This is a genomic window from Streptomyces sp. FXJ1.172, assembly GCF_001636945.3.
Taxonomy (GTDB): Bacteria; Actinomycetota; Actinomycetes; order Streptomycetales; family Streptomycetaceae; genus Streptomyces.
In genome coordinates this window covers 1,450,484-1,476,565 of sequence record NZ_CP119133.2, presented here as the reverse complement: position 1 = coordinate 1,476,565, position 26,082 = coordinate 1,450,484, and the positions used below count along the sequence as shown (strand labels likewise).

At 73.4% G+C, this 26,082-nt stretch carries 20 protein-coding genes; 9 read left to right on the top strand and 11 right to left on the bottom strand.

What is annotated here, in order from left to right:
• The first annotated feature begins 168 nt into the window (after positions 1–168).
• Positions 169–564, top strand: coding sequence for a PadR family transcriptional regulator (locus tag A6P39_RS06630; RefSeq protein ID WP_067042417.1), 396 nt, complete (start codon positions 169–171; stop codon positions 562–564).
• The gene (locus A6P39_RS06625; protein ID WP_067042414.1) at positions 561–1,562 is read left to right on the top strand and encodes a hypothetical protein; all 1,002 of its coding nucleotides are present in this window, start codon (positions 561–563) and stop codon (positions 1,560–1,562) included. The genes A6P39_RS06630 and A6P39_RS06625 overlap by 4 nt, the downstream gene beginning before the upstream one ends.
• Before the next feature lie 161 nt (positions 1,563–1,723).
• On the opposite strand, the gene A6P39_RS06620 is transcribed toward A6P39_RS06625, so the two are convergent.
• Positions 1,724–3,088 carry an FAD-dependent oxidoreductase gene (locus A6P39_RS06620; RefSeq protein ID WP_067042411.1) on the bottom strand — a complete coding sequence of 455 codons (1,365 nt, stop codon included), beginning with the start codon at positions 3,086–3,088 and terminating at the stop codon, positions 1,724–1,726.
• 204 nt (positions 3,089–3,292) lie between these two features.
• Complete coding sequence (locus A6P39_RS45430) at positions 3,293–5,539, bottom strand: NlpC/P60 family protein (protein WP_443053057.1); 2,247 nt, start codon at positions 5,537–5,539, stop codon at positions 3,293–3,295.
• 309 nt (positions 5,540–5,848) lie between these two features.
• Here A6P39_RS45430 and A6P39_RS06610 point away from each other — a divergent pair, with 309 nt between their 5' ends.
• A complete protein-coding gene (locus A6P39_RS06610; protein ID WP_067042409.1) occupies positions 5,849–7,303 on the top strand; it encodes a DUF1996 domain-containing protein in 1,455 nt (484 codons plus the stop codon).
• Here A6P39_RS06610 and A6P39_RS06605 read toward each other — a convergent pair.
• The gene (locus A6P39_RS06605) at positions 7,269–7,637 is read right to left on the bottom strand and encodes a hypothetical protein (protein WP_159395987.1); all 369 of its coding nucleotides are present in this window, start codon (positions 7,635–7,637) and stop codon (positions 7,269–7,271) included. The two genes, A6P39_RS06610 and A6P39_RS06605, sit on opposite strands and share 35 nt — an antisense overlap.
• Before the next feature lie 86 nt (positions 7,638–7,723).
• Here A6P39_RS06605 and A6P39_RS06600 point away from each other — a divergent pair, with 86 nt between their 5' ends.
• From A6P39_RS06600 to A6P39_RS06585, 4 genes are all read left to right on the top strand, one after another.
• Entirely contained in the window at positions 7,724–8,182 is a 459-nt protein-coding gene (locus tag A6P39_RS06600; protein ID WP_067042403.1) for a flavodoxin family protein, read from the top strand.
• A gap of 345 nt (positions 8,183–8,527) precedes the next feature.
• Positions 8,528–10,702 carry an acetoacetate decarboxylase family protein gene (locus A6P39_RS06595; RefSeq protein WP_067042400.1) on the top strand — a complete coding sequence of 725 codons (2,175 nt, stop codon included), beginning with the start codon at positions 8,528–8,530 and terminating at the stop codon, positions 10,700–10,702.
• Between the two features lie 36 nt (positions 10,703–10,738).
• Positions 10,739–10,996 (top strand): hypothetical protein, encoded by a 258-nt coding sequence (locus A6P39_RS06590; protein WP_067042397.1) that lies wholly within the window; start codon positions 10,739–10,741, stop codon positions 10,994–10,996.
• 330 nt (positions 10,997–11,326) lie between these two features.
• On the top strand, positions 11,327–11,827 hold the full coding sequence (locus A6P39_RS06585; RefSeq protein WP_067042393.1) for a hypothetical protein: 501 nt from the start codon (positions 11,327–11,329) through the stop codon (positions 11,825–11,827).
• Positions 11,828–11,980: 153 nt separating this feature from the next.
• On the opposite strand, the gene A6P39_RS06580 is transcribed toward A6P39_RS06585, so the two are convergent.
• The 8 genes from A6P39_RS06580 to A6P39_RS06545 form a co-directional block, all read right to left on the bottom strand.
• Positions 11,981–13,135, bottom strand: a complete 1,155-nt coding sequence (locus tag A6P39_RS06580; RefSeq protein WP_443052826.1) for a PP2C family protein-serine/threonine phosphatase — start codon at positions 13,133–13,135, stop codon at positions 11,981–11,983.
• Between the two features lie 289 nt (positions 13,136–13,424).
• Entirely contained in the window at positions 13,425–14,414 is a 990-nt protein-coding gene (locus A6P39_RS06575; RefSeq protein WP_067042388.1) for an aldo/keto reductase, read from the bottom strand.
• A gap of 132 nt (positions 14,415–14,546) precedes the next feature.
• The gene (locus tag A6P39_RS06570; protein ID WP_067042385.1) at positions 14,547–15,773 is read right to left on the bottom strand and encodes a cytochrome P450 family protein; all 1,227 of its coding nucleotides are present in this window, start codon (positions 15,771–15,773) and stop codon (positions 14,547–14,549) included.
• Between the two features lie 78 nt (positions 15,774–15,851).
• Positions 15,852–17,063: a cytochrome P450 gene (locus tag A6P39_RS06565; protein ID WP_067042382.1), complete on the bottom strand. Its 1,212-nt coding sequence runs from the start codon at positions 17,061–17,063 to the stop codon at positions 15,852–15,854.
• Positions 17,060–17,653, bottom strand: coding sequence for a GTP-binding protein (locus A6P39_RS06560; RefSeq protein ID WP_067042379.1), 594 nt, complete (start codon positions 17,651–17,653; stop codon positions 17,060–17,062). The genes A6P39_RS06565 and A6P39_RS06560 overlap by 4 nt, the downstream gene beginning before the upstream one ends.
• Positions 17,654–17,666: 13 nt before the next feature.
• Positions 17,667–18,014, bottom strand: coding sequence for a DUF742 domain-containing protein (locus A6P39_RS06555; RefSeq protein ID WP_067042376.1), 348 nt, complete (start codon positions 18,012–18,014; stop codon positions 17,667–17,669).
• Positions 18,015–18,028: 14 nt separating this feature from the next.
• Positions 18,029–18,436, bottom strand: coding sequence for a roadblock/LC7 domain-containing protein (locus A6P39_RS06550; protein WP_067042372.1), 408 nt, complete (start codon positions 18,434–18,436; stop codon positions 18,029–18,031).
• Entirely contained in the window at positions 18,433–20,448 is a 2,016-nt protein-coding gene (locus A6P39_RS06545) for a sensor histidine kinase (protein ID WP_067042370.1), read from the bottom strand. The genes A6P39_RS06550 and A6P39_RS06545 overlap by 4 nt, the downstream gene beginning before the upstream one ends.
• A 646-nt stretch (positions 20,449–21,094) precedes the next feature.
• Between A6P39_RS06545 and A6P39_RS45425 the strand changes: the two genes are divergently transcribed.
• A complete protein-coding gene (locus A6P39_RS45425; RefSeq protein WP_443052825.1) occupies positions 21,095–22,486 on the top strand; it encodes a hypothetical protein in 1,392 nt (463 codons plus the stop codon).
• A gap of 173 nt (positions 22,487–22,659) precedes the next feature.
• The gene (locus A6P39_RS06535) at positions 22,660–26,034 is read left to right on the top strand and encodes a pyruvate carboxylase (protein WP_067042367.1); all 3,375 of its coding nucleotides are present in this window, start codon (positions 22,660–22,662) and stop codon (positions 26,032–26,034) included.
• Positions 26,035–26,082: the final 48 nt, after the last annotated feature.

Genomic DNA, 26,082 nt, shown 5'->3' with positions numbered 1-26,082 from the left:
CGCGTCGGGTGATCGCCGCGCGCACATGGTCGTGCCCTGGCACGGCACCCAACACTGGTCCGGTGAACGGGGTCCGCCCATCCATCCGCTTGGGGCGGGCCCTGTTCTCTCGGCCTGCTCGATATATATCGCGAGCCGATATATCCTGGCCGCATGACAGCGAAGACCATGACCCGGGCGGCGTTCCTCGTCCTCACGGCGCTCGCCGACCAGCCGCGGCACGGCTACGGCATCCTGCGCGAGGTCGAGGAACTGTCCGACGGCGAGGTGCAGTTGCGGGTCGGCACGCTGTACGGCGTGCTGGACCGGCTGACCGCGGACGGCCTGATCGTGCTGGACCGGGAAGAGGTCCAGCAGGGCCGGCTGCGGCGCTATTACCGGCTGACCGACGAGGGAGTCGCCGCGCTCGAGGCGGAGGCCGAGCGGATGGCCGCCGGTGCCGGGGCCGCCAGGCGGCGCATCGCCGAGGGCCGCCGCGCGGGCGCGCCTCCCCGTCCCGCCGCCGACGGCCCGTCCGGCCTCGAACCCCCTACCGCACCCGGACTCGCGGGAGGCTTCGTATGACCACGCTGCTGGAAGCCCGCTACCGCACGGTGCTGCGCCTGCTCCCCGCCTACTACCGGCGCGAGCGGGAGGAGGAGATGGTCGAGACGTACCTGTGGGACCTCGACCGTGACACACAGGACCAGAGCCGGCCCACGTTCGGCGAGGTGGCGAGCATCGCCGCCCTCGCGGTGCGCAGCCGCCTCGGTGCCGCCGGGGCTCCGCGCCGCTACGCCCTGCTCGGATCCGGCGTCCGGCTCTTCGCCCTGTCCGCGGTGCTGCTTCTGGCGGCCTCCGCCGTCGTCACACCGGTGCTGCAGCTGACCTGGACCTTCACCCGGGGCGGCGCGGAACGGCGGATGTTCCTCTCGGGCTTCACCGGCCACGGCATCGTCGCCGGAACGGTCGCCGTGGCCGGGTGGATCCTGCCGCTGGGCTGGACCGTCGCCTACTTCGCCCTCCTGCACGACCGGCGCCGCCTCGCCCGGACCGCTGCCCTGGTGGCCGCGCTGCCCAGCCTGTGGCCGCTGGCCGGTTCGCTGACGGGTGCGACGATCGTCTCCGAGCCCGCGTTCGTCGTCACACTGGTGCTCCTCGCATGGCTGCCGGCCCTCGCGCTGTGTGCCGCCCACCATCGCGACGCGCCCCCCGCCCGGCTGCCCGCCGGCACCCCCGGCCTGGCCCTCATGGCGACCTGCGTGCTGACGGGTGCGTCGCAGGTGCTGCTGCCCGGCGCCGCCGATCTGGTGTGGGCACCCGCCAACTGCTTCGCCCTCGGCGCCCTCGGCTGGCTGCTGTGGCGTGGCCGCCGTACGGACCCGGGCACACGCGGCGGTGCCCTCGCCCTCGCCTTGCTCGGTCTGCTGCTCCTGGCCGTGCGCGTCGCCGCCCTCTACCCCTGGCTCGGGCTGCCGACGCCCGCCGGGTACCTCGTCGGCGGCATCGGCCAGACGGCCGCACTCGCCCTGCTGACCGTGGTGCTGACGATCGCCGGCCGCCGGGAGTTGACGGCACGCTGACCCGCGCCGGCGGAACGCGCCTGAGTCCGGGCCGAGTTGTCCACAGGCCCGGACTCGGTGTCGGACCCGCCTGCCGGGATCGGCCGTATGCACGAGCACGCCCTGCTCGGCCAGGGCGGCCTAGCCGGTTTCAGGCAGCCCGCCCGGACGCGATCCGGGACTTACGCCCCGCTCTCCCGCAGCATGTCCTCGCGCTCGACGATCTTCACGCGCTCACGGCCCTGCGGCTCGCCCAGCGCGCGCTCGGCGGCGTCCAGCTTGTACCAGCCCTCCCAGGTGGTGTAGCGGATCCCGCGCTCGGCGAGGAAGGCGTCGACGGCCTCCGGCTCGGGCGCGGCCGGGGTGTGCAGCCGGCCGTTCGCGTGGTCGTCCAGCAGGTTGGCGACGGTCTCGTTGGCGTCGCCCTTGGTGTGGCCGATCAGGCCGACGGGACCGCGCCGGATCCAGCCGGTGACGTAGGTGGACTGCAGATGGGTGCCGCCCTCCTCGATGACCCGGCCGCCCTCGTCCGGGACCGTGCCCGAGTCGAGGTCCCAGGGCAGCTTGGGCAGCTTGTCGGAGAGATAGCCGACCGCGCGGTAGACCGCGGTGACGTCCCAGTCCTTGAACTCACCGGTGCCCTTGACGTTGCCGGTGCCGTCGAGGGCGGTGCGCTCGGTGCGCAGGCCGACGACCTTGCCGTCCTCGCCGAGGACCTCCGAGGGCGACTCGAAGAAGTGGAGGAACAGCTTGTGCGGGCGGTCACCGGCGTCCCGGATCGCCCAGTTCTCCAGTGTCTTGGCGACCATGTCGGCCTGCTTGTTGCCGCGCCGGGTCTCGATCGAGCCCTCGTCGTAGTCGATGTCCTCGGGGTCGACGATGACCTCGATGTTCGGCGAGTGGTCCAGCTCGCGCAGCTCCATCGGGCTGAACTTCGCCTGGGCCGGGCCACGGCGGCCGAAGACGTGGATCTCCACGGCCTTGTTCGCCTTCAGGCCGTCGTAGACGTTCGGCGGGATCTCCGTCGGCAGCAGCTCGTCCGCGGTCTTGGCGAGGATGCGGGCCACGTCGAGGGCCACATTGCCGACACCGAGCACGGCGACCTTCTCGGCCTCGAGCGGCCAGGTGCGCGGCACGTCCGGGTGCCCGTCGTACCAGGAGACGAAGTCGGCGGCGCCGTAGGAGCCGGCCAGGTCGATGCCGGGGACCGGCAGCTCGCGGTCGGCCGTCGCGCCGGTGGAGAAGATCACCGCGTCGTAGAGGTCGCGCAGGTCGTCCAGGTTGATGTCGGACGGGTAGTCGACGTTGCCGAACAGGCGGATCTGCGGCTTGTCGAGCACCTGGTGCAGGGCGGTGATGATGCCCTTGATGCGCGGGTGGTCGGGGGCGACGCCGTACCGGATCAGGCCGAACGGGGCGGGCATCCGCTCGAAGAGGTCGATGGACACGCCGGGGCCGGCGGCCACCTCGGACTTGAGCAGGGCGTCGGCGGCGTAGATCCCGGCGGGACCGGCTCCGACGATGGCTACCCGCAGGGGGCGCGGCATGATCAGTTCCCTTCGAACGTGGACAGGCGGCTCGAATGGGAAGAAGCCTAAACTAAGGCAGCCCTAAGTTAGTACGCGGGTCCGGTCTATGACCCCATAAGGTGATCTTATGACTTGTTCAGGGGTTCCTTATGGGTCGACCGCAGGGATCCTTTCGGCGGCGGGGAGGCCGACGGTGAGCGGCTCCGAGGGCCTCGCCCCTGGTCAGGCGGGCCGGACGATCCGGTGGATCGCCGACTCTCCGGCGCCGTAGATCGACTCCTCGCGAATCGTCGACCCCGGGCCCGGCGCGTGGACCATCATTCCGGCGCCGACATACAGTCCCACGTGCCGGTCGTCGTCGAAGAAGAGGACGAGGTCACCGGGCTCGACACCGGCGAGCGTGACCGGGGCACCGGCCAGCGCCTGCTCGTGCGCGGCACGCGGCACCGTGACCCCGGCGGCCTTCCAGGCGGCCTGGGTCAGGCTGGAGCAGTCGTACGAGCCCGGTCCCATCGCACCCCACACGCACGGCTTCCCGATCTGCGCCCGCGCGAACGCGATGGCCTTGGCGGCTCGCCCGGCCCGGGACGACTCGGGGACGGGGGGGAGGCCGGGAGGCGACGCCGTCTGCGCGACGCCGGCCCCTGTGCCGGCGGCGGCAGCGGTGCTCATGGGCTGGAAGGAGCCCGTGCCGGTGAGCGAGGTGCCGCCGGGGTACGGGAGCGAGCCGGTGTCGCCGAGGGGCGTGGGGAGGGCCGGGGATGCGACCGCGGCGGTGGAGGTGCCGGGATCGGGGGGTGTCAGGTAGGGAACCGGGGCGGTGTTGGCGGCCGCTGACGGGAACGCGCCTGAGCCGGTGAGGGGCGTGAGCAGTGCCGGCTGCGGGAACGGGCCGGTGTCGGTGGCGGGTGCGGTGAGTGCCGGGGACGGGAAGGAGCCGGTGGCGATGGCCGAGGTGGCGGCGTCCGGCCAGATGGTCCCGGCCGGGGCCTGCGGTTCCGCCGCGGACCCGACCGGCGCCGCTGCCCACTGCGGTTGCTGCCATTGGCCGGTTGCCTGGCCGGCCTGGGCCGCGCCTGCCTGCGGCACGTGGGCCACCTGGGCGGCGCCGGGCTGTGCGGGCGTGGGCATGGACGCCGCGGCCGTGACGGGCGCGGGCCGTACGGCCGTTGCCGATGCCAAGAGTTGGGCGATGTGCCGGGAGAGGATGTCGCTCGCGGCCGCCAGCTTGCGCTGGTTGCTCGCCTTGGACGTGGCGGGGGAGGGACGGCCCGGCACGGCGGCGCCGGGCGGACTCGTCGGCTCCGGGACCGGCGTGCCCTGGACGGCGGGCTGCGCGGCGCCCGGCAGGCCGGCCGTCTCCACGGGACCGAGGCCGAGCGGGGTTCCCTGCGGGCCCGGGGTCATCAGGGCCGTGGCGTCCAGTGCCCCGGTCGTGGTCAGGGCCGTCGCGTCCAGTGCCCCGGGCGTCATCAGAGCTGCCGTTCCCAGCGATCCGGATGCCGCCGCCACTTCCTGCGCATCGGTCGTCATCAGGGCCGTGGCGTCCAGTGCCCCGGTCGTGGTCAGGGCCGTCGCCTCCAGTGCGCCGGGTGCCATCAAGGACGCCCCTCCTTGGGCGCCGGGAGTCATCAGGGCTGCTCCCCCCTGGGTGCCGGGGGTCATCAAGGTCGCCCATCCCTGCGTGTCGGGGGTGGACAGGACCGTGGCACCCAGTGCCCCGGGCGTGGTCGTGGCCGCCGCCCCCTGTGTGCCGGGGACCGTCGACGTCACCGATTCCCGTGCGCCAGGGGTCATCAAGGCTGCCGTGCCCCACGGATCGGGCGCCGTCGACGTCGTCGCCCCCTGTGTGCCGAGGCCCGGCAGAGCCGTGGCCGCCGGTGTGCCGGGCGTCCTCGACTCCGGTGTGCTCGGGCCGCCGGGCCATTCGGCTCCGTTGCCGAGGCCGGCCGGATTCGTTGCCGTGCCCGGCAGTTCGGGTCGCCGCGGACCCGGCAGTGCCGCGCGGGCGCCGGTCAGCTCGGTCTGAGGTCCGCTCGGGGAATCCAGGGCGGGGCCGCCGGCCGTCAGCTCGGCCACCGCGCGGCGGCCCGGGGCCTGTTCCAGCGACAAGGGACGTCGGTCCGGCAGGCCTGTCTCCAGGGCGTCCCGTTCGCCGCCCCCGCCCCCGCCCCCGCGCCGGTCCAGGGAACGGGCCGGAGCCGTCGAGCGGTCGGGAAGCCGGTCGCCGGGGAGTATGGCAGGCACGGTCGGGCCGAACTTGGCGCGGGCACCTTCGAACCACTGCCGCGTCATCTCGTCGAGCGCGGGATCCGGCCGCCGCCCCGACCGCTTGGCCAGCGGCACGCCCCGAGAGCGCGTCACCGCCGCCATGGCCCGGGTCGCGTTGTAGTTCCCGGTCTCGTTCTCGGCCTGGTCGTAGAGGGATTCGATCCGCTGCCGAACCTCGTCGCGGCTCTCCGGCGCCATGGAAGACACGCTCCTTCCTTGCCCCGCAGGGCAGTTGGGCCGATTTCGTCCGGCTGAGCCGGGCGGCCTCGCGTCAACCTAGCCAAGGTGTGTACCTCGTGTGAAGGTTGGAGCGTGGAATGTCCGATACGTAATTGTGATGTTCGCGGTGACGTTCGAGAGGGAAGTGACGGGAACCGCTTTTTCCTGTGAGATAGCGGTGAATCCGCGATCCTGTTGAACGCGGCGCAGCCGTCCTCCGTATGGAAAGGGGGACTCCATGCCCGGGCCCGGATCCAGATCCGGACCCGCGACACACAGAGGACCACCTTGGCACGCACCAGCCGCAGACGCCCGACCGGCGCACGACGCGCGACCGGCGCACGACGGCCGACCGGCGCACGACGCGTGACCCTCGCGGCGGTCGCCCTGATGCTGGGCGGCGCAGGGCTCGTCGTGGCCGACGTCTGCGCCACGGCGGTCCAGAACCGGGGCGCCGGCCGGGCTGCCGCCGGTCCGAGCACCACGGCCCGGCTGGCGGGCGCCGGCCAGGGGCAGGACGGCACCGGGCACGGCGGGAGCGGAGCCGGTCAAGGGGGCAACGGACCCGTCGTCTCCGACTACGCGGACATCACCTCCGCGGAGCCCGGCCTGCCCGGCCCGCCCCAGCAGGCCGGTGCCTCGCGCGGCACCTTCACCTCCGACTGCGGTGTCAACGCGAACGGCCTGTTCAACTCCGACAACGTCATCGTGGCACCCGGCGTCTCCAACGGCGCCCACCACATGCACGACTACGTCGGCAACCAGGGCAACAACGCCTTCGCCAGTGACGACGACCTGGCGAGGGCGAGCACGAGCTGCGCGGACCGGGGCGACAAGTCCTCGTACTACTGGCCCGTGTTGCGCCTGCAGAACGGCACACAGGAACGCGACGCCGGATCCCCGGGCGGCGGCACGGAGGGCAACGCCGGCCGGATCGTCACCCCCAAGCAGGTCACGCTGACCTTCGTGGGCAACCCGCGCGGCAAGGTCACCGCCATGCCCCGGCTGCTGCGCATCGTCACCGGCGACGCCAAGGCGCTCGTCAACGGTCCCGGCAACGCCAACGCGTCCTGGAGCTGCACCGGTTACGAGGACCGGCAGCTGAAGGACGAGTATCCGCTGTGCCCGCCGGGCAGTGACGTCGTGCGCACCTTCCGCTTCCCGGGCTGCTGGGACGGCCGCAACACCGACAGCGCCAACCACCGTACCCACGTGGCCTTCGCCGCCCCCGACGGCTCCTGCCCGGCGGGCTTCCGGGCGATCCCGCAGCTGGTGCAGCGCGTCGTCTACGACGTCCGGGCACCCAGCCTCGAGGACGGCGGCCGCAGCGTCCCGCTCTTCGCGATCGACTCCTTCCCCGGTCAACTGCACAAGCCCGTCACCGACCACGGCGACTTCATCAACCTCTTCGACGAGGGTCTGATGCGCGAGATGGTCGACTGCATCAACTCCGGCCGCGTCTGCGACCCCGGCGCCGGCGGCTCCGCTGCGGCACCTGCGCCGGCCGCCACCCCGAGCGCGACACCGGAGACCGGCGCGGCCACCTCCGCCGCCCGGTCCGTACCGTCCCCGACCACCCTCGCCGGATACGCCCCGCCCGTCGCCGCACAGCCCCGACCGGGCACAGCGCAGGGCGATGCGGCGGAGAGCGGCGTCGCCCGCCTGTGGCCCGCGGCCCTCGGCGCGCTGCTCGCCCTGTCCGGCCTGATCATGTTCCTGCGGGCCAGACGCCTGCGCTACTGACCGGCGCCCCCCGGCAACCCAACTGCCCGGGGTGCACCTCCACCCTGGCCCGTCGCCCCCGTACCCAGGCCCAGCCGGCCGGTCCGCCCGCCGGGTCGAGCACGACCACGGTGGCGGCCGACTGCGCACCGGGCGGAGCGAGTTCGGCGGCGACGCGATCGGCGTCGGTCAGCGCGCGGCCGTGCAGTGCGCGCTCGCAGGCGACGACCATCCGGTGCAGCGATCCGGCGTCGGCGGCGGTCGCCGGCCGGCACCGGTGACCGGCCGGGAGCGGTTGCGGACACAGGCCGGACATCACCGAACCCGAGCAGGTCACGGCAGTCCCTCCCGTCATGGGGGTGCACGGGGTCCTGCCCGGCCGTGCCGCCCGAGATGCCCGCCGTTTGCGAGGGGCCGAGGCCGCACGGCAGGGTGCGGGGTGTGCCTACCTTGCTGATCGTCCATCACACGCCGTCGCCCAACTGCCAGGCGCTGTTCGAGGCCGTCGTCTCCGGCGCCACGACCCCGGACATCGAGGGCGTGCGCGTCGTCCGGCGGGCCGCCCTCGCCGCCACCGCCTCCGACGTCCTCGAAGCCGACGGCTATCTGCTCGGCACTCCGGCGAACCTCGGGTACATGTCGGGCGCGCTGAAGCATTTCTTCGACCAGATCTACTACCCCTGCCTCGACGAGACCCGGGGCCGGCCCTTCGGCTACTACGTCCACGGGGGCAACGACGTCACCGGCGCCGTCCGCGCCATCGAGGCCGTCACCACCGGCCTGGGCTGGCGCCGGGCCGCCGAGCCGGTGACCGTCACCGGCGAGCCCGGCAAGGCCGGCACCGAGGCCTGCTGGGAACTGGGCGCCACGGTCGCGGCAGGCCTGATGCCAGGCGCGTGAGGGCTCAAGAGCGGACGCGAGAGGCCCTGAGGGTGCCCGCGGCCACCGCGTCGTCCTCGTACCCCTCGGCCGTTCGGGGGACCGGGGCACGGGGGTCCGCCGCGGGGCGGGGTGGGGGAGCGGAGCGGGCACGTGCGGTGGCCGGGCGCGAGACATGTGCCCCCGGCGCCCGGACGCGTCGGGCGCCGGCACCCCGGTGGGCATCGTCCGCCTGGATGGGTGAAGGTGCGGGCCCGGCGCCCCTGGCCGACGATGGGACACAAGGCCGCGTCCCGCCGGGACGGCCGTAACCCGTCCCCCGTCGTACGCCGACTGTCGTGCGACGTCGAAACGAGGGAGTCGCGGATGCGAGCGGACGGCCACGCACCCGGACGGCCCGCGCCGGGCGGTCAGGACGCCGAGGAGGCGCTGCGCCGGTGCGCGCGGGACGTGGCCGACGTCGCCGAGGGCATCCGCGCGGTGTCCGCGCGCACCGGCACCGCGCTGTTCGCGCCCGCCCTGACCGCCTCCGCGCGCCGCCGTCCCCGCACCGGCCTCGCCGCCCAGTGGGCGCTGCTGCGGGCCCTGACCGGCAAGCGGGGCCTCGGCGGCCCGGCCTGCACGGCCCCGAAGGGCCGCCTGGGACATGTGCTCGGTGCGGCCGGCGAGGTGCTGGGCAGGGAGAGCCTCGCCGCGCTGGTCGCGGTCACCTCGCTGCGTCTCTCGATCGCCGCCGTACTCGTCGACCACCCCGAGTTCGAGCGCGATCCGGGCATGCGCCGGCTGACGGAGGCCGTCACCGCCGACCGCGACCGGGAGGCCGTACGGGCCCTGCGCGCGCTGTTCCGGGACAAGGGGGCCCAGCGCGCCCTGTCCGGACTCACGCCTCTGATGGCCGAACTGCTCGCCGCACGCGCCCTGCTGGGCGTGGACCCGCCGGACGAGGGGACCGGCTGGGCGCTCGCCGTCGGCGGCCGCGAGTCGTCCGCCGGCCCGCCGCAGGGCACCGGCGTCGCCCGTCTCACGCACCGGGGCAAGGGCGGGGGTGCCGTCCAGGCCGTCGATCTCACCGACCAGGAGAAGCAGTTCATCGCCACCGAGGGCTCCTTCCTCGGGTTCCTGCGCAACATCGAGGTGCTCTCCACCGACGGGCGGATCCTCGTGCAGAACGTGCGCGGACCCGACGGTGTGGTGAGGTATGTCGTCCAGGCGCCGGGCACGGCACCGGGCCGCCCCCGCAACGACTCCCCGCAGGACTTCGCCGCCGCCTGGCGCAACCTGTTCACGGCCGACTCGCCCCGCCCCCGCTCGATCCGGCTCGCCCTGGGCGACTACGGCATACCGCGCGGCGCCGAACTCGCCCTCGTCGGGCACGGCGAGGGCGGGACCGCGCTGCTGAACCTCGCCCGGGACGAGGAGTTCTGCCGCACCTACAAGGTCACGCACGTGGTCGCCGTCGGCTCCCCGGCCGGCAGCAGGAAGCCCGCCGACCCGCGCACGCACGTGGTCACCATCACCAACCAGCACGACGTCCTCCCCGTCCTCGACGGCCGCCCCGAGAACTCCGCGTCCGGCCCGCGCCCGAACTGGCACGAGGTCGACTATGCGGGGCCCACCCACGAGTTCCCGCTGTGCCACCTGCTCCGCGAGTACATCGAGCACCTGCGCACGGTGATCCCCGGCGCCCGCGAGGACGTCGACGAGGCACTCGCCCGCTACCGGGGCCCCATCGTGCGCACCCAGGCCTACCAGTTGAAGGACGCCACCCGTCCGCCCGAGGGCCACCCCTTCCTCACCCTGCCCACCGCCTCGATCCCCACCACGGCCGGGCCCGTAGAGGTGCCGGTGCGCTACTACGACTCCTCCGCCGTGCATCTCTGCTATCCCGTCCGCGCCGACGCGGCACGCGGGCTGCTGCCCGACGGCACCTGGCTGACCCCGAGCCGGCTGGGCCGGCGCGCACTCGCGGTGCTGTCGCTGTACGAGCACCGCTGCACCACGATCGGCCCGTACACCGAGATCTGCCTGTCCGTCCTGGTGGACGACCTGTGGCGGCCCCGCCCGTACGACGCCCTCGCGGACCTGCTGCGCCGCGTGGACCTGCGCCGCACCGGCCGTTACGTCCTCTCGCTCGCCGTCACCAGCGAGGAGGCCCGGGTGGTCGCCCGGGAGATCTGGAGCCAGCCCGTGATGCGGGTGAGCGCCGAGGCCGACCTGATGGGCCGGGAGATCGGTCTGCGCTCGCGGAACCTGGGCATCACCGTCGAGGGCCGGCCGGGCCCGGGCGTCCGCTGCCCGGAGCCCGACTGGATCCTCTACGGCCGCCGGGGCGAGAGCACCGTGCGCACCCTGGTCCGCGCCCACGGCAGACTGCGGCTGCACCGCGGCACCGGCGTCCGGCTGCGGCTGGAGACCGCGGCGGCCGAACCCCTCGCGGGACAGCTGCGCCGGCTCGGAGTCGACGCGGCCCGGCCCCTGTTCGCGCTCACCTGCCCCCAGTTCATGCTCCACCGCAGCGCCGGCGCCGTCCTGCCGCGCTGAGGCCCCGTCCCGAACCGAAGCCGAGTGGGAGCCGCCATGGTGACCGAGACCCCCCGGGCGACCACCGCCCCGGCCCGCCAACTCCTCGCCCAGGCCCAGGCGTTGCGCACCGACGCCGACCTCATGGACGGCTACGCCCGCCGCCTCACCGCCACGGCCGCCACCCTGAGGATCTGTCCGGCTGCCCCCGGCTGGATCGGCCCCACCCTGGAACAGCAGGTCGCCGCGTGCGTCACGGCGGCGGAGCAACTGCGCGCGGCGGCCGAGGCGTTGCTCGCGCACAACCGCGCCTGACCCCACCGGCGTCACCGACCCGGCGGTGCTGGCAGGGGAGCCGGGCCCCTGGGCCGTACGCGGTCGGCGCGGCCGCGGCCCGGCCGGTGGCGTGAGCCCATGTACATCACCCGAAGGGCCGTTCTCCGGATGGTCCGACGGGGCGGAATGACCGAAACCGCGCGGGAAGCCGACCGGAACACGGCGCAACCCTCCGGCTGCCTCGCGCGCCGGGAACGCGAGGGCAAAAAAGGGCGTGAGAGACGGAACCGGCCCGAGGGAAATCCGGTCTTAAGGTCCGTCGACGGCCGGGATCGGCCTGGTCGTACGGAAACCGGGGGAATGAGACGTATGTCCATTCAAAGTCGCAAGATCCTGCTGACCGCCGTCGTCCTCACGGGCGGACTCACCCTGGCCGCCGTGACCCCCGCTCTCGCCGGGACCACCGCGACCCACACCACCCTGGCCGCCGCCGTGACCTCCGCCCAGGGCGACCCGCGCAACGTCACCCAGCGCGTGGCCGACTTCTACGGCGCCTACATCGACGCCGTCTGGGCCACCGACGACAAGTCCGCCGGCCCCGCCGCCGACGCCCTGCGCCGCTTCTACCTCTCCGCCGCCGCGCAGAAGAAGGTCGCCGCCTTCGAGAAGAAGGAGCACGCCGACGGCATCCTGTTCGCGCAGGACGTGCCGGTGAAGTGGCAGGTGGCCTACACCGGATCCGGCGCGGGCCACGCCACCAGCCGGGTCACGCTCACCTGGAGCGACGGCAGGCACCCGGAGGTCAGCCGCATCGACGTCCAGTCCGACCTGAAGACCCTGAAGATCACCGACCTCAAGGCGGTGCGCTGAACCGGGCGCGGGACAGGTCCGCCGAGCCGGGGGCGTGAACCCGGCCCGCTGAACCGGGGCGTGCGGTCCCGCCCCGCCCCATTCGGAGCGGGGCGCACGCCCCCGTGCGCCGCCCGGTGCCGTACGCCGCAGCCCGTGTGCTGCGCGTGGCCGTCACCCGTGCCGGAAGACGTCGGCGCCGACGGTCCGGCCGTGGTGCCGGCGCCGTTCGACGGCCGTGCGGTGCAGCGCGATGAGGGCGGCGTCGTCTCCCAGCCGGCCACCGGCGTGGACGAGCAGGTCGCGCCGCAGATGGTGCATCAGCGCCTCGGGGCTGTCGTCGGTCCAGTGCACGACCCGCTCGGTCAGCGGATAGAACCGGCCGCGTGCGTCCCTCGCCTCCATCACACCGTCGGTGTACAGCAGCAGGGTGTCGCCGGCCTCGAAGGAGAACACGTCCAGCGTGTGCTCGGCGCCGCCGTGCACCCCGAGCGGCGGCGACGGATGCAGGCTGGGGATGGTGACGGCCTGGCCGGGGCTCAGCAGCAGCGGCGGCGGATGACCGCAGCTGGTCATGCGGGTGACCGGATCCCGGTCCGGTATCTCCACCAGCAGCGCGGTCGCGAACCGCTCGCCCGCCTCCTCCAGCGGTTCCATGTCCGCCGCGTAGCGGGTGATGCTCTGGTCCAGCAGGCCGGCCAGCTCCACGAGGGGGATGTGCCGGTGCGCGCTCTCCCGGAACGAGCCGAGCAGCAGGGCGGCCTCGCCGATGGCGGCCAGTCCCTTGCCGCGCACATCGCCGATCATCACCCGGACCCCGCCCTCGTACTGGGTCACCGCGTACAGGTCGCCGCCGATCTGTGCCTCGTCCTCGGCGGCCAGGTAGAGCGAGGCGATCCGCAGCGGGCCGATCTGCTCGGGCAGCGGCCACATCAGGACGTGCTGTGCGGCCTCGGCGACCGTGCGTACCTGGGCCAGCTGGGCCTGCCGGCGCTCACGCACGGCGCTGTAGACCACCACCATCACCGACAGCACCGCGAGCGTGATGATCTGCACGACGTGGTTCATGGTGCTGATCCCGCCGTGCTTGAGGCCGATGAAGATCTGGGCGGCCACGGCCAGCGCCCCGATGCACGCCGTGGTCCGGGGCCCGGCGAAGGAAGGGGTGAGCGCGGGCGCGATCACCAGCGCCGGGCCGAGATGCACGCTGGAGGGTGAATTCACGTCCACCACCGTGATCACCACGATGAGCAGGACCGGGAGCAGCAGCAGCGCGTGCGAGGACAGCCATGGCTGGCGCACGCCCCCGGCCCCGAGCCGCATCCTCATTCCTACAGCGTGCTCCCGCGCCGGACGCGATGCACGTCAGAGCGGCGCACGTCGGAAACGGCCGGTACACCGGTCAGTACACCGCCGTGAGGATCTCCAGCACCTCCTGCTCCCGCCGCGTCCGCGACCGCGCCAGGACCGCTCATGGCAACGACGCCTGCGACTGAACACCAGTTCGGATTGCTGAGGGCCTCCCCGCCCGTACCACTCCCTGAGGGGAACTGCGAGACCAGCCGCGACGGACCCGCAGCCGCTGGACGGCAGTTCCCCCCCCCAGGACGCAGGACGCTCAGCGATTGACCGCCCGCATCCCCGCCTCGTCGTACCGCTCACCCGCCACCGCAGGCAGCTCCGCGTCGATGCGCGCCAAGTCGTCCTTGGTCAGCTCGACATCGACGGCACCGGCGTTCTGCTCCAGGTAGGTCCGCCGCTTCGTGCCCGGGATCGGCACCAGGTCCTCGCCCTGGGCCAGCACCCAGGCGATGGCCAGCTGGGCCGGGGTCACGTCCTTCTCGGCCGCGATCTCCTTGACCTTCGCCGCGAGGCGCTGGTTCGCGTCCAGGTTGCTGTCCTTGAAGCGCGGGTTGCCCCGCCGGAAGTCGTTCGCGTCCAGCTCGTCCGGCGAGCTGAAGCGGCCGGCGAGGAAGCCGCGGCCGAGCGGGGAGTACGGCACGAAGCCGATGCCCAGCTCCCGGCAGGCCGGCAGCACCTCGGCCTCCACGTCCCGCGTCCACAGCGAGTACTCGCTCTGCACGGCGGTGACCGGGTGCACGGCGTGCGCCCGCCGGATGGTCTCCGCGCTCGCCTCGCTCAGCCCGATGTGCCGCACCTTGCCCTCGGCGACCAGCTCGCCGAGCGCCCCGACCGTCTCCTCGATGGGCACGTTCGGGTCGACCCGGTGCTGGTAGTAGAGGTCGATGCGGTCGGTGCCCAGCCGCTGCAGCGAGCCGTGGACCGACTCACGGACGTGCTCGGCGGAGCCGTCCTGCCGGCCGATCGTGGTCATGTCGCCCGGTACGGCGTCGTCCATCCGGTAGTTGAACTTCGTCGCGATCACATACTCGTCGCGGTGCCCCCGGATCGCCTCGCCGACCAGCGACTCGTTGGTGAGCGGGCCGTAGACCTGCGCGGTGTCGAGGAAGTTGATCCCCAGCTCGAGGGCGCGCCGGATCGTCGCGATGCCCTCGGCCTGATCGGCGGAGCCGTAGAAGGCGGACATCCCCATGCACCCGAGGCCGATGGCCGATACCTGGAGGTCCCGCAGACTGCGCTTCTGCATGTGATGTGCCAGCCTTTCCTGCACACTCGGTCGTCGTCACGTACGGCACGGGGACGCGAGCCCTCGCGTGCCGTACGTCTGCGACGCTACGAGTTGGAGCGCTCTCCAAGTCAAGCAACGCTCCGCGCCCGGCTAGGAATCCAGCCGCACCGGCAGCTCGAACAGGTCGTTCTGGGTGACCACCGGCTTGTTGCGCAGCCCGGCCGCCGGCACCGCCAGGTCCAGGCCGGGGAAGCGGGCGTACAGCGCGGGCAGCGCCACAGCCGCCTCCAGCCGGGACAGGGCGGCACCCGGGCACACGTGCGGGCCGTGGCCGAAGGAGATGTGCCGGTTCTCCGACTCCCGGGCGATGTCGAACTCCCCGGCGCTCGGACCGTGCGCCCGCTCGTCGCGGCCGATCGCGCCGTACGACACGATCAGCGCGTCCCCGGCCGGGATCACCCGGTCACCGACCGGCACGTCCTCGGTCGCGAAGCGGATCAGCACATGCGAGGTCGGCGTGGAGTACCGCAGGGTCTCCTCGATCACCGCGGACCAGCCGGCCGCGCCGGAGAGCACCAGGGCGCGCTGCTCCGGGTGCGCGGAGAGGTTGACGACGGCATTGACGATCAGGGAGATCGTGGTCTCGTGGCCCGCCGCGACCATCAGCTGGAGGGTCGAGACGATCTCCTCGTCGGTGAGCCGGTCGCCGTCCTCGGAGGCGAGGATCAGCGCGCTCGTCAGGTCGTCGCCGGGCTCGGCCCGCTTGGCCGCCACCGTCTCGGCCATGATCTGCGCCAGTTCGGTCAACGTGGCGATGACCTCCCCGGGCGGGGTCTGCGTCGAGAAGAACTTCTCGAACAGCACCTTCAGCCGGGGCAGCCGCGCCTCCTCGATGCCCATGAGGTCGGCGACGACGTACATGGGCAGCGGGTAGGCGAAGGCCGCCTTGAGGTCGACGACCTCGCCGCCCTCGGGCAGCGCGTCCAGCAGGTCCTGCGTGAGCTTCTCGATGCGCTCGCGCATCCGCTCCACCCGGCGCGGGGTGAGCGCCTGCGCCACCAGCGAGCGCAGCCGGCGGTGGTCGGCGCCGTCCGCGGTGAGCATGGAGCGGCCCGGGTTGACGAGCCCGATCAGCGGCCAGTCCGCCGGGATCTCGCCACGCCGCCAGGCACCCCACACGTTGATGTCCTTCACCAGGCGCGGGTCGGTGAGCAGCGCCCTGGCCTCGGCGTGATGGGTGACGGCCCACACCGGGACGCCGCCCGGCAGTTCGACGGCGGCGAGCGGGCCGGCCGCGCGCAGCGCCGCGCCCTCGGCGTCCAGGTCGGTGACGAAGGGGTCCAGGACGATCCGCGATGCTTCGGTACCGGTCGTCATCGTGACGTGCCTCCCAGGGCAGGGGTAGCGGGGGTAGGAGTGCGGCTGCGGGCGGAACTGCGGGTGGTGCGTGCGGGATCACAGGGCCGGTACGGGCGTGAACCGCACCGGCAGCCGGGTCAGTCCCCTGAGCCAGGGCGAGGGCCGGCGGTCGAGGGAGTCGGCGGGCACCGCGAGGTCGATGTCCGGCAGCCGGTCCAGGACGACCTCGATACCGGTCCGCGCGATCACCTCGGCGATCTCCTGTGCGGGGAACGGACAGCGGTGCTCGCCGTGGCCGAAGGAGAAGTGCGCGCTGTTGCCCCCGGTCAGCGCGGAGGCGTCGGTGCGCACCTGCGGATCGGAGTTGGCGCCCTGGAGCCCGAGCAGCAGCAGATCGCCGGCCCGGACACGGCGCCCGCCGAGGTGGGTGTCGCGGGCGGCCCAGCGGCCCGCCACGTTCTGTGTGGGCGTGTCCTCCCACAGCACCTCGTTCATCGCCTCGGCGACGCTGTGCCGCCCGCCGAACAGCGAGGCCGCGAACCGGTCGTCGGTCAGCATCAGCCGCAGCGAGTTGCCGATCCAGTCGGCGGTCGGCTGGTGCCCGGCCGCCATCATCACCATCAGGTCCTGGGTGATCTCCTCGTCGCTGAAGCCGCTGTCGTCGGCCAGCATCCGGGAGACCACGTCGTGCGCCGGCTCCTTCCTCCGGTCGGCGATCAACTGCCCCATGGAGGCGGCCAGATGGGCCTGCCCGGCAAGGGCCCGCTCACGGCCGTCGATCATGTCGTTCAGGGCGGTGACCAGGCCTGGACCGTCCTCGTCCGGGAAGCCGTAGAGCCGGGCGAGGACCCGGACCGGCAGCAGCATCGCGTACTGGGCGACCAGGTCGGCCTCGCCCGCCGCGCACAGCGCGTCGATCAGCTCGTCCGCGAACCGCTCGGCGTGCTGCCGCAGTTCGAAGGGGTCCGCCGCCTCCAGGGCGTTGCTGACCATCGCGGCCCGCTGCCGGTGCCGTTCGCCGACGGTGTACAGGATCGACGGCTGCTTGCGGCCGATCATCGGCAGCAGCGGCCAGTCGGCGGGGATGTTCTCCCACTGGTTCCACAGGTCCGAGTCCCGGCTGAACAGCACCGGATCGCCGGTGACTTGATGCAGTTCGCGGTAGCCCAGCACCAGCCAGGCCGGGACGTCGCCGTCGAGCAGCACCGGCACCACGGCGCCGTGGTCGCGCCGCATCTCCCGGTACAGGCGGGCGGGTTCGGTCTGGAACCGGGGTCCGCCGAGCGGAACGGCGTCGGGGGTGGTCACACGAACTCCTGTCGGGGCAGGCCCGCCCGGGCGGACGGGTCGGCGTACCGGTTCTTCACGTGCCGCACCAGCGTGATCAGCGTCTGCTTGGCGGAGGCGCGGGAGCGGGCGTCGCAGTCGATCAGCGGTGTGTGCGGGTCGAGATCGAGGGCCTCGCGGACGTCCACGCCGGCGCGCACGGGCCCGCCGAAGTCGTTGCAGGCCACGATGAACGGGGTCCCGTGGTGCTCCAGGCGGTCGATGGCGTACCAGGAGTCGTCGATCCGGCGGGTGTCCACCAGGACGACCGCGCCGAGCGTGCCGGAGAACAGCCGGTCCCACAGGAACCAGAACCGCTCCTGACCAGGCGCCCCGAACAGGTACAGCACATTGCGCGTGTCCAGGGTGATCCGGCCGAAATCGAAGGCGACGGTGGTGGCGGACTTGCCGCGGACCTGACGGACGTCGTCGACCGCCTCGCCGGCCTGCGTCATCGTCTCCTCGGTGGTGAGGGGACGTATCTCGCTGACGGAGCGGACCAGGGTGGTCTTGCCGACACCGAAGCCGCCCACGACCACGATCTTGAAACCGTGCTCGGCGGAGGCACCCAACGGGGTGCGTGCGTCAGAGGTTGCGGAGTCCAACGAGCACCTGCTCCAGGATGTCGGGATCGGTTATGGCCGGTCTGTGCGGATGCCGGGCGCTGACGCGGCCCGCCGCCAGCAGGTCGCACAGCAGCACCTTGGTGATGCTCACGGGCAGCTTCAGCTCGGCGGCGATCTCCGCCACCGAGGCGGGGAACTCGGTCATCCGCAGGATCGCCACGTGCTCCGACTGCATGCCGGTCACCGGGTCCGACTCGGCGACGACGAGGGTGACCAGGTCGAAGGGGCTGTCGGGAGCGGTACGGCTGCGTCCCTGAGTGATGGTGTACAGCCGGTCGGGAGCGTCGTCCCGTCCCGGCCGGCTCATACCGGGACCGCCGCTCATGACGATCGGGGCAGCGCGGTCAGGTGCTCGCCGAGCTGCTCCACGAGTTCGCTCATGTTGTGCCCGACGACCCCCGCGTCCGCGTCCTCCGTGGCGACGACGGCCAGATGGGCGCCGGCGCCGGCCTCCACGATGAACAGCACGCCGCCGTAGAACTCGGTCATCGCCGAGCGCACGCCTCCGCTGCCGTCGCCGAACTCGACGGACGCCCCGTGCGACAGCGACTGGATCCCGGCGGCGATCGCGGCGAGCTGGTCGGCCTGGTCGACGCTCAACTCCGGGGTACGGCACAGCTTCAGCCCGTCCCGGGAGAGCACGAGCGCGTGCCGCGTACCCGGGGTCCTGTCCAGCAGGCCCTCCAGGAGCCAGGTGAGCTTGTCGTCGGCGGTGGTCGGGCCGGTCATGAAGTGGTGTCGCCTTCCGGGTGCGCGTGCGGGTGGGAGGGGGCGGAGGAACTGTGCTCACCGGCGCTGCCCCGCGGCCCACCGGCGTGACCGCCGGACACCCCCTCCGGCGCGGCGTCCTGCGGGGCGTCGGCCGCGTGGCCGCCCCGGGGGCCGTCCTGCGCGGTGTCGTCGGCGGGGTGCGCGTCCGGCACGCCGAGCTGTGCGGGAGCGGCCGGGGGGAGGGTCTCCCGGCCGGCCGGGGCGGAGCCCTGCGGGGCGTCGGCGAGGTCCCGTGACGCGCCATCCTGCGGCGCACCGACCGGGCCGCCGGCCTGCGCCGGGCCGGGGGCGTGGACGTCGTGGGCGGTGGCCTGCTCGGCCGGGGCGGGGGCGTGGGCGTCGTCCGCGGTGGCTCGTTCGGCTGGGGTGGTGGTGGAGTGTTGGTCCGTCGGTGACGGCGTGGGCGGGGCGGGGGCGGGTTGGGCGGTGTCCGGCGTGGGTGTGCCGGAGACGGGCCGGGCGGCGCCCGGTGCCGAGGCAGCCGGGCCGGGCTCGGGCCGGTGGGTGTCCGGCGTATCCGGTGTGTGCGAGGTCCCCGGGCGAACCGCCTGGCGGAAGCTGCTGAACCGGGCCGCCCGGGCCTTGCCCGTGTCGGTGCCGGCCGCGGGCCGGGCCACGTCGCGGCCGGCCCCCGGCCTGTCCGTGTCGGTCCGCGGTGCCGAGCGGGAACGTTCGGCCTCGGCGAGGGTGCGGCCCCGGCGTCGCCTGGGCAGCCCGGCCGGGCCCTGATCCGGGGCCGGTGCGGCGGGCTCGTGGACCGGGGCGGCCTCGACGGCGGCCGGAACCTCGGCCCGCGCCTGCGCCGGGCCCTGCTCGACTGGCGCCTCGGCCGGGGCCGGGTTGGCGAGGATGTCCTGCGGGATGAGCATCAGCACGCCCGTGCCGCCCCGCGCGGAGGGCCGGAACGACACCTTCAGGCCGTGCTTGCGGGCGAGCCGGCCGACCACGGCGAGCCCGAGCCGGGTGCCGGTCAGACCGCCCAGCTCGGACTCGTCACCGCGGACCGCCCGCTCGGCGCGGCGCAGTTGCACATCGCCCATCACCAGGCCGCTGTCCTCCACGGACACGATGATCCCGGCCGGCACCTCCTCGACGTAGACGTGCACTTCGGCGGTCGGCGGCGAGAAGTTCGCTGCGTTGTCGAGGAGTTCGGCGAGCGCGTGCATCACGCCCTCGGCGGCGTGCCCGGCCACGGCGGACCCGCTGACCGAGTGCACCCGCACCCGCTGGTAGCCGGCGATCCGCCCCATCGCGCCGCGCAGGATCGACTCCATCCCGATGGGCCGTGCCCACCGGCGCCCCGAACGCGCCCCGGTCAGTACGGCGACGGAGTCGGCGAGCCGGCCGGCCTGAGCGGTGCGGTGGTCGAGATGGAGCAGGTCGGCGAGGACGTCCTCGTCGGAGTGCCGGTCCTCCATCGCGCGCAGGTCGGCGAGCGTGGCCGTGGCCAAGGCCTGCATCCGGCCGGCGGCGTTGGAGGTCGCGGAGACCGCCGCGGCCCGATCGCGCCGGGTGCGCTCCAGCTCGGCCGTGAGCCGGGCGTTCTCACGCCGGAGCCGGTCCGTCTCCTGCCGGCTCTCCCGCTCCAGCCGTGCCCGCTCGGCCTCGGACGTCTCGGTCAGTTCGGTGCGCTGCCGGGCCAGTTCGTCGATGAGCCGCTGCTGCTCCTGGCGAAACTCCTCGGTCGTGCGGGCCTGTTGCTGGAGCAGCCGCCCGAGGTCCTGGGTCACGGTGTGCAGCCGGTGCCGGAGGCCGCGCGTGGTACGCAGGGCGTGCGCGGCCATGGCCACCGCCGCGCTGAGCACGACCGCCGCCGCGCCCGCGCCCCAGGCCAGCGGGGTGCGCACCGAGCCCGGCGCCGCCGCCACGGCCGTGCAGACCACGAGCGCCGAGACGGCGCCGGCCACGGCGAGGGAGGAGAAGAAGATACGGAGAGACGGTCGGTCGCCGGGATGCGTGGGCGGGGTCATCGGTCCGGTCTGGTCCTCGCGGCAGAGACGGGCATGTGGGGGCTGGCAGGAACGTACGGGTCGGGAACGTACGGGTCAGGAACGTTCCGAAGGTGAGGTGTGACACACATCGGTGAACTGGCGGTCACTATACGAGAGTTCGTGATCGAAAAAGAAAGGTTCCGCATTCGTCCCATGAAGTGGGCGGCCATACCCGCGCGTTGGGAGCGAAGCGGGTGACTCGGGCACTTCGGGTCCGCGTCGTCGGCAAAGTGCCGGGTCGGATGTACGAGACCTTGAAATGAAGGACGGATCCAGAGGGGTGGAGGTTGCTTCCCGGCCCCGGATTTCCGCGCCCAGGACCTGTGGGTCTTCTAACACCCCTGTGCATCCGCAATGGATCTTGACGCCCGCCCCCAAGGTCGCTGAACTGTCACCGACCGGGCCTCACCACCACAGAGGCCCACACCGGGGGAGGGACCGGGCATGCACGGCGTGACCCGCACGGAGGGGGTAGGCCGACCGGGGGAGAACTGCATATCTATACGATGGCGCCTGAAAAGGGAGAATGTCGGAAACCCGCCTCGCGCGGCCGGTATGTCGGGAGCGTGGCGAAGGGGGCGATGTGCGTGACGGGGGAGTCGAAGGCGATGGGCTGCCGTGCCTCATGACCACTGAAGGGCGCATCGAGGCATGCCGCTCCCTGCTGGTACGGCTCGCCCGGTTCACCGGGCGCACACTGCGCGGCGAGTGGCACGCGATCGTCGTCGAACCGGTGCAGCGGCTCGCGCGCCGCGGACTGTCCGGACTGCTGCTGGCGTTCGTGGCCGCGTTCGGCGTCATCTTCTTCCAGGGCATCGCCCAGCATCCCCTCGGCCGGCTCTGGGTGACCCGGCTCGGCGGCGTCAAGGCCGACCTGCCGCTGTGGCTGTCGCTGCTGCGCACTCCGGTGTCGCTGTACGTCCCGGCGCTCGATCTGCCGGTGTGGGCGGGCATCACCCAGCTCTTCCTCGCCTTCGCCTGGGCCGAACTGGCCCTGGGCCGGGCCCGGACGCTGGCGATCTCCTACGCCACCACGCTGGCCGGCACGCTCACCGCCCGCGTGATGATCGCGATGGGCCCCGGCTGGGGGTGGGGCTTCGGGCTGCCGCCCGAGTGCGCCCATGTGCTGGACACCGGGCCCTCCGCCGCGGTCGTCGGTCTGTTCACGTATCTCGCGGTGATCAAACGGGCGCCCGTGGTGTTCACGCTGACCGGCGGCTCGATGGTGTGGGAGTCCATCGCCATCCCCAACCTGGCCGGCCGTGAACACCTCATCGCGGTGGGCTCCGCGATCGTCCTCGGCCTGCTGCACGGCCGCCGGGAGCGACTGCGGGCACTCGTCCGCCGCCTGCTGTCCGGACTGGTCCGCCCGCTGCCGTCCCAGGACCGGGATCCCGCACCCGCCCCGACGGCAGCACCGGCCCCCGCGCCCAAGCCGTCGGTGCGAGGAGCGGCGACCGCCCAGGGGGCGTCGGCCCCGGTTCCCGCGACCACGCAGAAGGCTCCGGCTGCGGGAATCGCTCACGCGGCCCCGGCGGCCGGGACCGCCCAGACGGCGTCGGCCCCTACGACAGTTCCGGTGGCCCCGTCTCCTGCGGCCGTTCAGGCGGCTCCAGCCCCCGGGGTCGCCCCGGCAGCACCGGCCCCCGCGTCCGCCCCGGCAGCACCGGCCCCCGGGACCGCCCCGGCTCCTGCGGCCGTTCAGGCGGCTCCAGCCGCCCCCGGGAGCGCCCCGGGAGCACCGGCCCCGCGGCGGCGGCGACCCCGCAGCACCGGCCCCGCGGCCGCCCCGACGGCTCCCGCGGCCGCCCCGGCGGCCCCGCCCCCCGGATCCGCCCCGGCCGCCCCGAACCCCATGACCGCCCCAGTCGCCCCGGCCGCCTCGCCCTCCGCCTCCGCCACCTCGCCGGCGGCCTCCGCCCCCGCGGTGTCGGGTGCTGCCTCCGATCCTGCCCCCGCGCAGCCCCGGGCGGTGCCCGCGCAGGTGCGGGCCGACCGGTGTGGGACGCGGCGATGACATCTGTGGGACGCTGACCGGCCGGCGCCCCTCTGTGGCGTCGGCCACCCCGGCAGTGTGATGGTTTTCGCACGTCGGTGTCCGGGGGAACCCCTATGGTTGCCGCGAGATACGGCAAGGCGTGGCTGACACCGTGGTGTTCGTCGCCGGCAGGCAGCTGAAGGGAATCCAGGATGTTCCGCAAGGTGCTGGTCGCCAACCGTGGAGAGATCGCGATCCGCGCGTTCCGGGCGGGATACGAACTCGGGGCGCGCACCGTCGCCGTGTTCCCGCACGAGGACCGCAACTCGTTGCACCGGCTGAAGGCCGACGAGGCGTACGAGATCGGGGAGCCGGGGCACCCCGTGCGGGCCTATCTCTCCGTCGAGGAGATCGTGGGCGCGGCCCGCCGGGCGGGCGCCGACGCCGTCTACCCCGGCTACGGGTTCCTGTCCGAGAACCCCGAACTGGCCCGTGCCTGCGAGGAGGCGGGCATCACCTTCGTCGGCCCCGGCGCCCAGACGCTGGAGCTGACCGGCAACAAGGCCCGCGCGGTCGCCGCCGCCCGCGCGGCCGGCGTACCCGTGCTCGGCTCGTCCCAGCCCTCCACCGACGTCGACGAACTCGTCCGCGCCGCCGAGGAGATCGGCTTCCCGGTCTTCGTCAAGGCGGTCGCGGGCGGCGGCGGGCGCGGTATGCGCCGCGTGGAGGACCCCGCCCAGCTGCGCGAGTCCATCGAGGCCGCCTCCCGCGAGGCCGCCTCCGCGTTCGGCGACCCGACCGTCTTCCTGGAGAAGGCCGTCGTGGACCCGCGCCACATCGAGGTGCAGATCCTCGCCGACGGCGAGGGCAACGTCATCCACCTCTACGAGCGCGACTGTTCGCTCCAGCGCCGCCACCAGAAGGTCATCGAGCTGGCGCCCGCGCCCAACCTCGACCCGGCGCTGCGCGAACGCATCTGCGACGACGCCGTCCGCTTCGCCCGCGAGATCGGCTACCGCAACGCGGGCACCGTGGAGTTCCTCCTCGACCCCGCCGGCAACCACGTCTTCATCGAGATGAACCCGCGCATCCAGGTCGAGCACACCGTGACCGAGGAAGTCACGGACGTGGACCTGGTCCAGGCCCAGCTGCGCATCGCCGCCGGTGAGACCCTCGCCGACCTCGGTCTCGCCCAGGACACGATCACCCTGCGCGGCGCCGCCCTGCAGTGCCGTATCACCACCGAGGACCCCGCCAACGGCTTCCGCCCGGACACCGGCCGGATCAGCGCCTACCGCTCCCCGGGCGGCTCCGGCATCCGCCTCGACGGCGGCACCACCCACGCCGGTACGGAGATCAGCGCGCACTTCGACTCGATGCTGGTCAAACTCACCTGCCGCGGCCGGGACTTCAAGGCCGCCGTCGGCCGCGCCCGGCGCGCCGTGGCCGAGTTCCGGATCCGCGGCGTCGCCACCAACATCCCCTTCCTGCAGGCCGTTCTGGACGATCCGGACTTCCAGGCGGGCCGGGTCACCACCTCCTTCATCGAGCAGCGCCCGCACCTGCTCACCGCGCGTCACTCCGCCGACCGCGGCACCAAGCTGCTCACCTACCTCGCCGACGTGACGGTCAACAAGCCGCACGGCGGACGCCCCGACCTGCTCGACCCCGTCACCAAGCTGCCGCCGCTGCCGGCCGGTGAGCCCCCGGCCGGATCCCGGCAGCGGCTGGTCGCCCTCGGCCCCGAGGGCTTCGCCCGGCACCTGCGCGAGTCGCCGACGATCGGCGTCACCGACACCACCTTCCGCGACGCCCACCAGTCGCTGCTCGCCACCCGCGTGCGCACCAAGGACCTCCTCGCCGTCGCCCCGGTCGTCGCCCGCACCCTGCCCGAGCTGCTGTCCCTGGAGTGCTGGGGCGGTGCGACGTACGACGTGGCGCTGCGCTTCCTCGCCGAGGACCCCTGGGAGCGGCTCGCCGCCCTGCGCGAGGCCGTCCCCAACATCTGCCTGCAGATGCTGCTGCGCGGCCGCAACACCGTCGGCTACACCCCGTACCCGACCGAGGTGACCGACGCCTTCGTCCAGGAGGCCGCCGCCACCGGCATCGACATCTTCCGCATCTTCGATGCCCTCAACGACGTCGGCCAGATGCGGCCCGCCATCGAGGCCGTGCGCGAGACAGGCACCGCGATCGCCGAGGTCGCCCTCTGTTACACCGCCGACCTGAACGACCCGGCCGAACGGCTCTACACCCTCGACTACTACCTGCGCCTCGCCGAGCAGATCGTCGACGCCGGCGCGCATGTCCTCGCGATCAAGGACATGGCCGGGCTGCTGCGCGCCCCGGCCGCCGCCAAGCTCGTCTCCGCGCTGCGCCGCGAGTTCGACCTGCCGGTGCACCTGCACACGCACGACACGGCGGGCGGCCAGCTCGCCACCTACCTCGCCGCGATCCAGGCGGGCGCCGACGCGGTGGACGGCGCCGTCGCCTCCATGGCCGGCACGACGTCGCAGCCGTCGCTGTCGGCGCTCGTCGCCGCCACCGACCACTCCGAGCGTCCCACCGGCCTCGACCTGCAGGCGGTCGGCGACCTCGAGCCGTACTGGGAGGGCGTGCGCAGGATCTACGCCCCGTTCGAGGCGGGCCTCGCCTCCCCGACCGGCCGCGTCTACCACCACGAGATCCCTGGCGGCCAGCTGTCCAACCTGCGCACCCAGGCCGTCGCCCTCGGCCTCGGCGACCGCTTCGAGGACATCGAGGCCATGTACGCCGCCGCCGACCGCATCCTCGGCCGCCTGGTGAAGGTGACCCCGTCGTCCAAGGTGGTCGGCGACCTCGCCCTGCACCTCGTCGGTGCCGGTGTCTCCCCGAAGGACTTCGAGGAGACACCCGACAGGTTCGACATCCCCGACTCGGTCATCGGCTTCCTGCGCGGCGAGCTGGGCACCCCGCCCGGCGGCTGGCCCGAGCCGTTCCGCACCAAGGCGCTGCAGGGCCGCTCGGAGCCCAGGCCCGCTCCCGAGCTGTCCGCCGAGGACCGCGAGGGGCTTGCGAAGGACACCCGGGCGACGCTCAACCGGCTGCTGTTCCCCGGCCCCACGCGCGAGTTCGACACGCACCGTCAGGCCTTCGGTGACACCAGCGTGCTGGACAGCAAGGCGTTCTTCTACGGCCTGCGTCCCGCCAAGGAGTACGCCGTCGACCTGGAGCCCGGTGTCCGGCTGCTCATCGAACTCCAGGCGGTCGGCGAGGCCGACGAGCGCGGGATGCGCACCGTGATGTCCTCGCTCAACGGCCAGTTGCGCCCGATCCAGGTCCGCGACCGCGCGGCGGCCTCGGACGTGCCGGTGACGGAGAAGGCCGACCGCGCCAACCCCGGCCATGTGGCGGCCCCGTTCGCCGGTGTGGTGACTCTCGCGGTGGCCGAGGGCGACGAGGTCGCCGCCGGTGCCACGATCGCCACCATCGAGGCGATGAAGATGGAGGCCACGATCACCGCGCCGAAGGCGGGCCGGGTCTCCCGGCTGGCCATCAACCGGATCCAGCAGGTGGAGGGCGGCGACCTGCTCGTCGAGATCGCCTGAGGGTTCGCCTGAGAGACAGTCCGACGTGAACGTGCGCCGCGACCGGCA

What these genes read in the sequence shown, in the direction of transcription:
- A6P39_RS06605 (WP_159395987.1), bottom strand. Translation starts at nt 7,637, where the DNA reads ATGACGGGAGGGACTGCCGTGACCTGCTCGGGTTCGGTGATGTCCGGC.
- A6P39_RS06625 (WP_067042414.1), top strand. Translation starts at nt 561, where the DNA reads ATGACCACGCTGCTGGAAGCCCGCTACCGCACGGTGCTGCGCCTGCTC.
- A6P39_RS06595 (WP_067042400.1), top strand. Translation starts at nt 8,528, where the DNA reads ATGCGAGCGGACGGCCACGCACCCGGACGGCCCGCGCCGGGCGGTCAG.
- A6P39_RS45425 (WP_443052825.1), top strand. Translation starts at nt 21,095, where the DNA reads ATGACCACTGAAGGGCGCATCGAGGCATGCCGCTCCCTGCTGGTACGG.
- A6P39_RS06590 (WP_067042397.1), top strand. Translation starts at nt 10,739, where the DNA reads ATGGTGACCGAGACCCCCCGGGCGACCACCGCCCCGGCCCGCCAACTC.
- A6P39_RS06575 (WP_067042388.1), bottom strand. Translation starts at nt 14,414, where the DNA reads ATGCAGAAGCGCAGTCTGCGGGACCTCCAGGTATCGGCCATCGGCCTC.
- A6P39_RS06550 (WP_067042372.1), bottom strand. Translation starts at nt 18,436, where the DNA reads ATGACCGGCCCGACCACCGCCGACGACAAGCTCACCTGGCTCCTGGAG.
- A6P39_RS06630 (WP_067042417.1), top strand. Translation starts at nt 169, where the DNA reads ATGACCCGGGCGGCGTTCCTCGTCCTCACGGCGCTCGCCGACCAGCCG.
- A6P39_RS06620 (WP_067042411.1), bottom strand. Translation starts at nt 3,088, where the DNA reads ATGCCGCGCCCCCTGCGGGTAGCCATCGTCGGAGCCGGTCCCGCCGGG.
- A6P39_RS45430 (WP_443053057.1), bottom strand. Translation starts at nt 5,539, where the DNA reads ATGGCGCCGGAGAGCCGCGACGAGGTTCGGCAGCGGATCGAATCCCTC.
- A6P39_RS06570 (WP_067042385.1), bottom strand. Translation starts at nt 15,773, where the DNA reads ATGACGACCGGTACCGAAGCATCGCGGATCGTCCTGGACCCCTTCGTC.
- A6P39_RS06555 (WP_067042376.1), bottom strand. Translation starts at nt 18,014, where the DNA reads ATGAGCCGGCCGGGACGGGACGACGCTCCCGACCGGCTGTACACCATC.
- A6P39_RS06545 (WP_067042370.1), bottom strand. Translation starts at nt 20,448, where the DNA reads ATGACCCCGCCCACGCATCCCGGCGACCGACCGTCTCTCCGTATCTTC.
- A6P39_RS06585 (WP_067042393.1), top strand. Translation starts at nt 11,327, where the DNA reads ATGTCCATTCAAAGTCGCAAGATCCTGCTGACCGCCGTCGTCCTCACG.
- A6P39_RS06580 (WP_443052826.1), bottom strand. Translation starts at nt 13,135, where the DNA reads ATGAGGATGCGGCTCGGGGCCGGGGGCGTGCGCCAGCCATGGCTGTCC.
- A6P39_RS06535 (WP_067042367.1), top strand. Translation starts at nt 22,660, where the DNA reads ATGTTCCGCAAGGTGCTGGTCGCCAACCGTGGAGAGATCGCGATCCGC.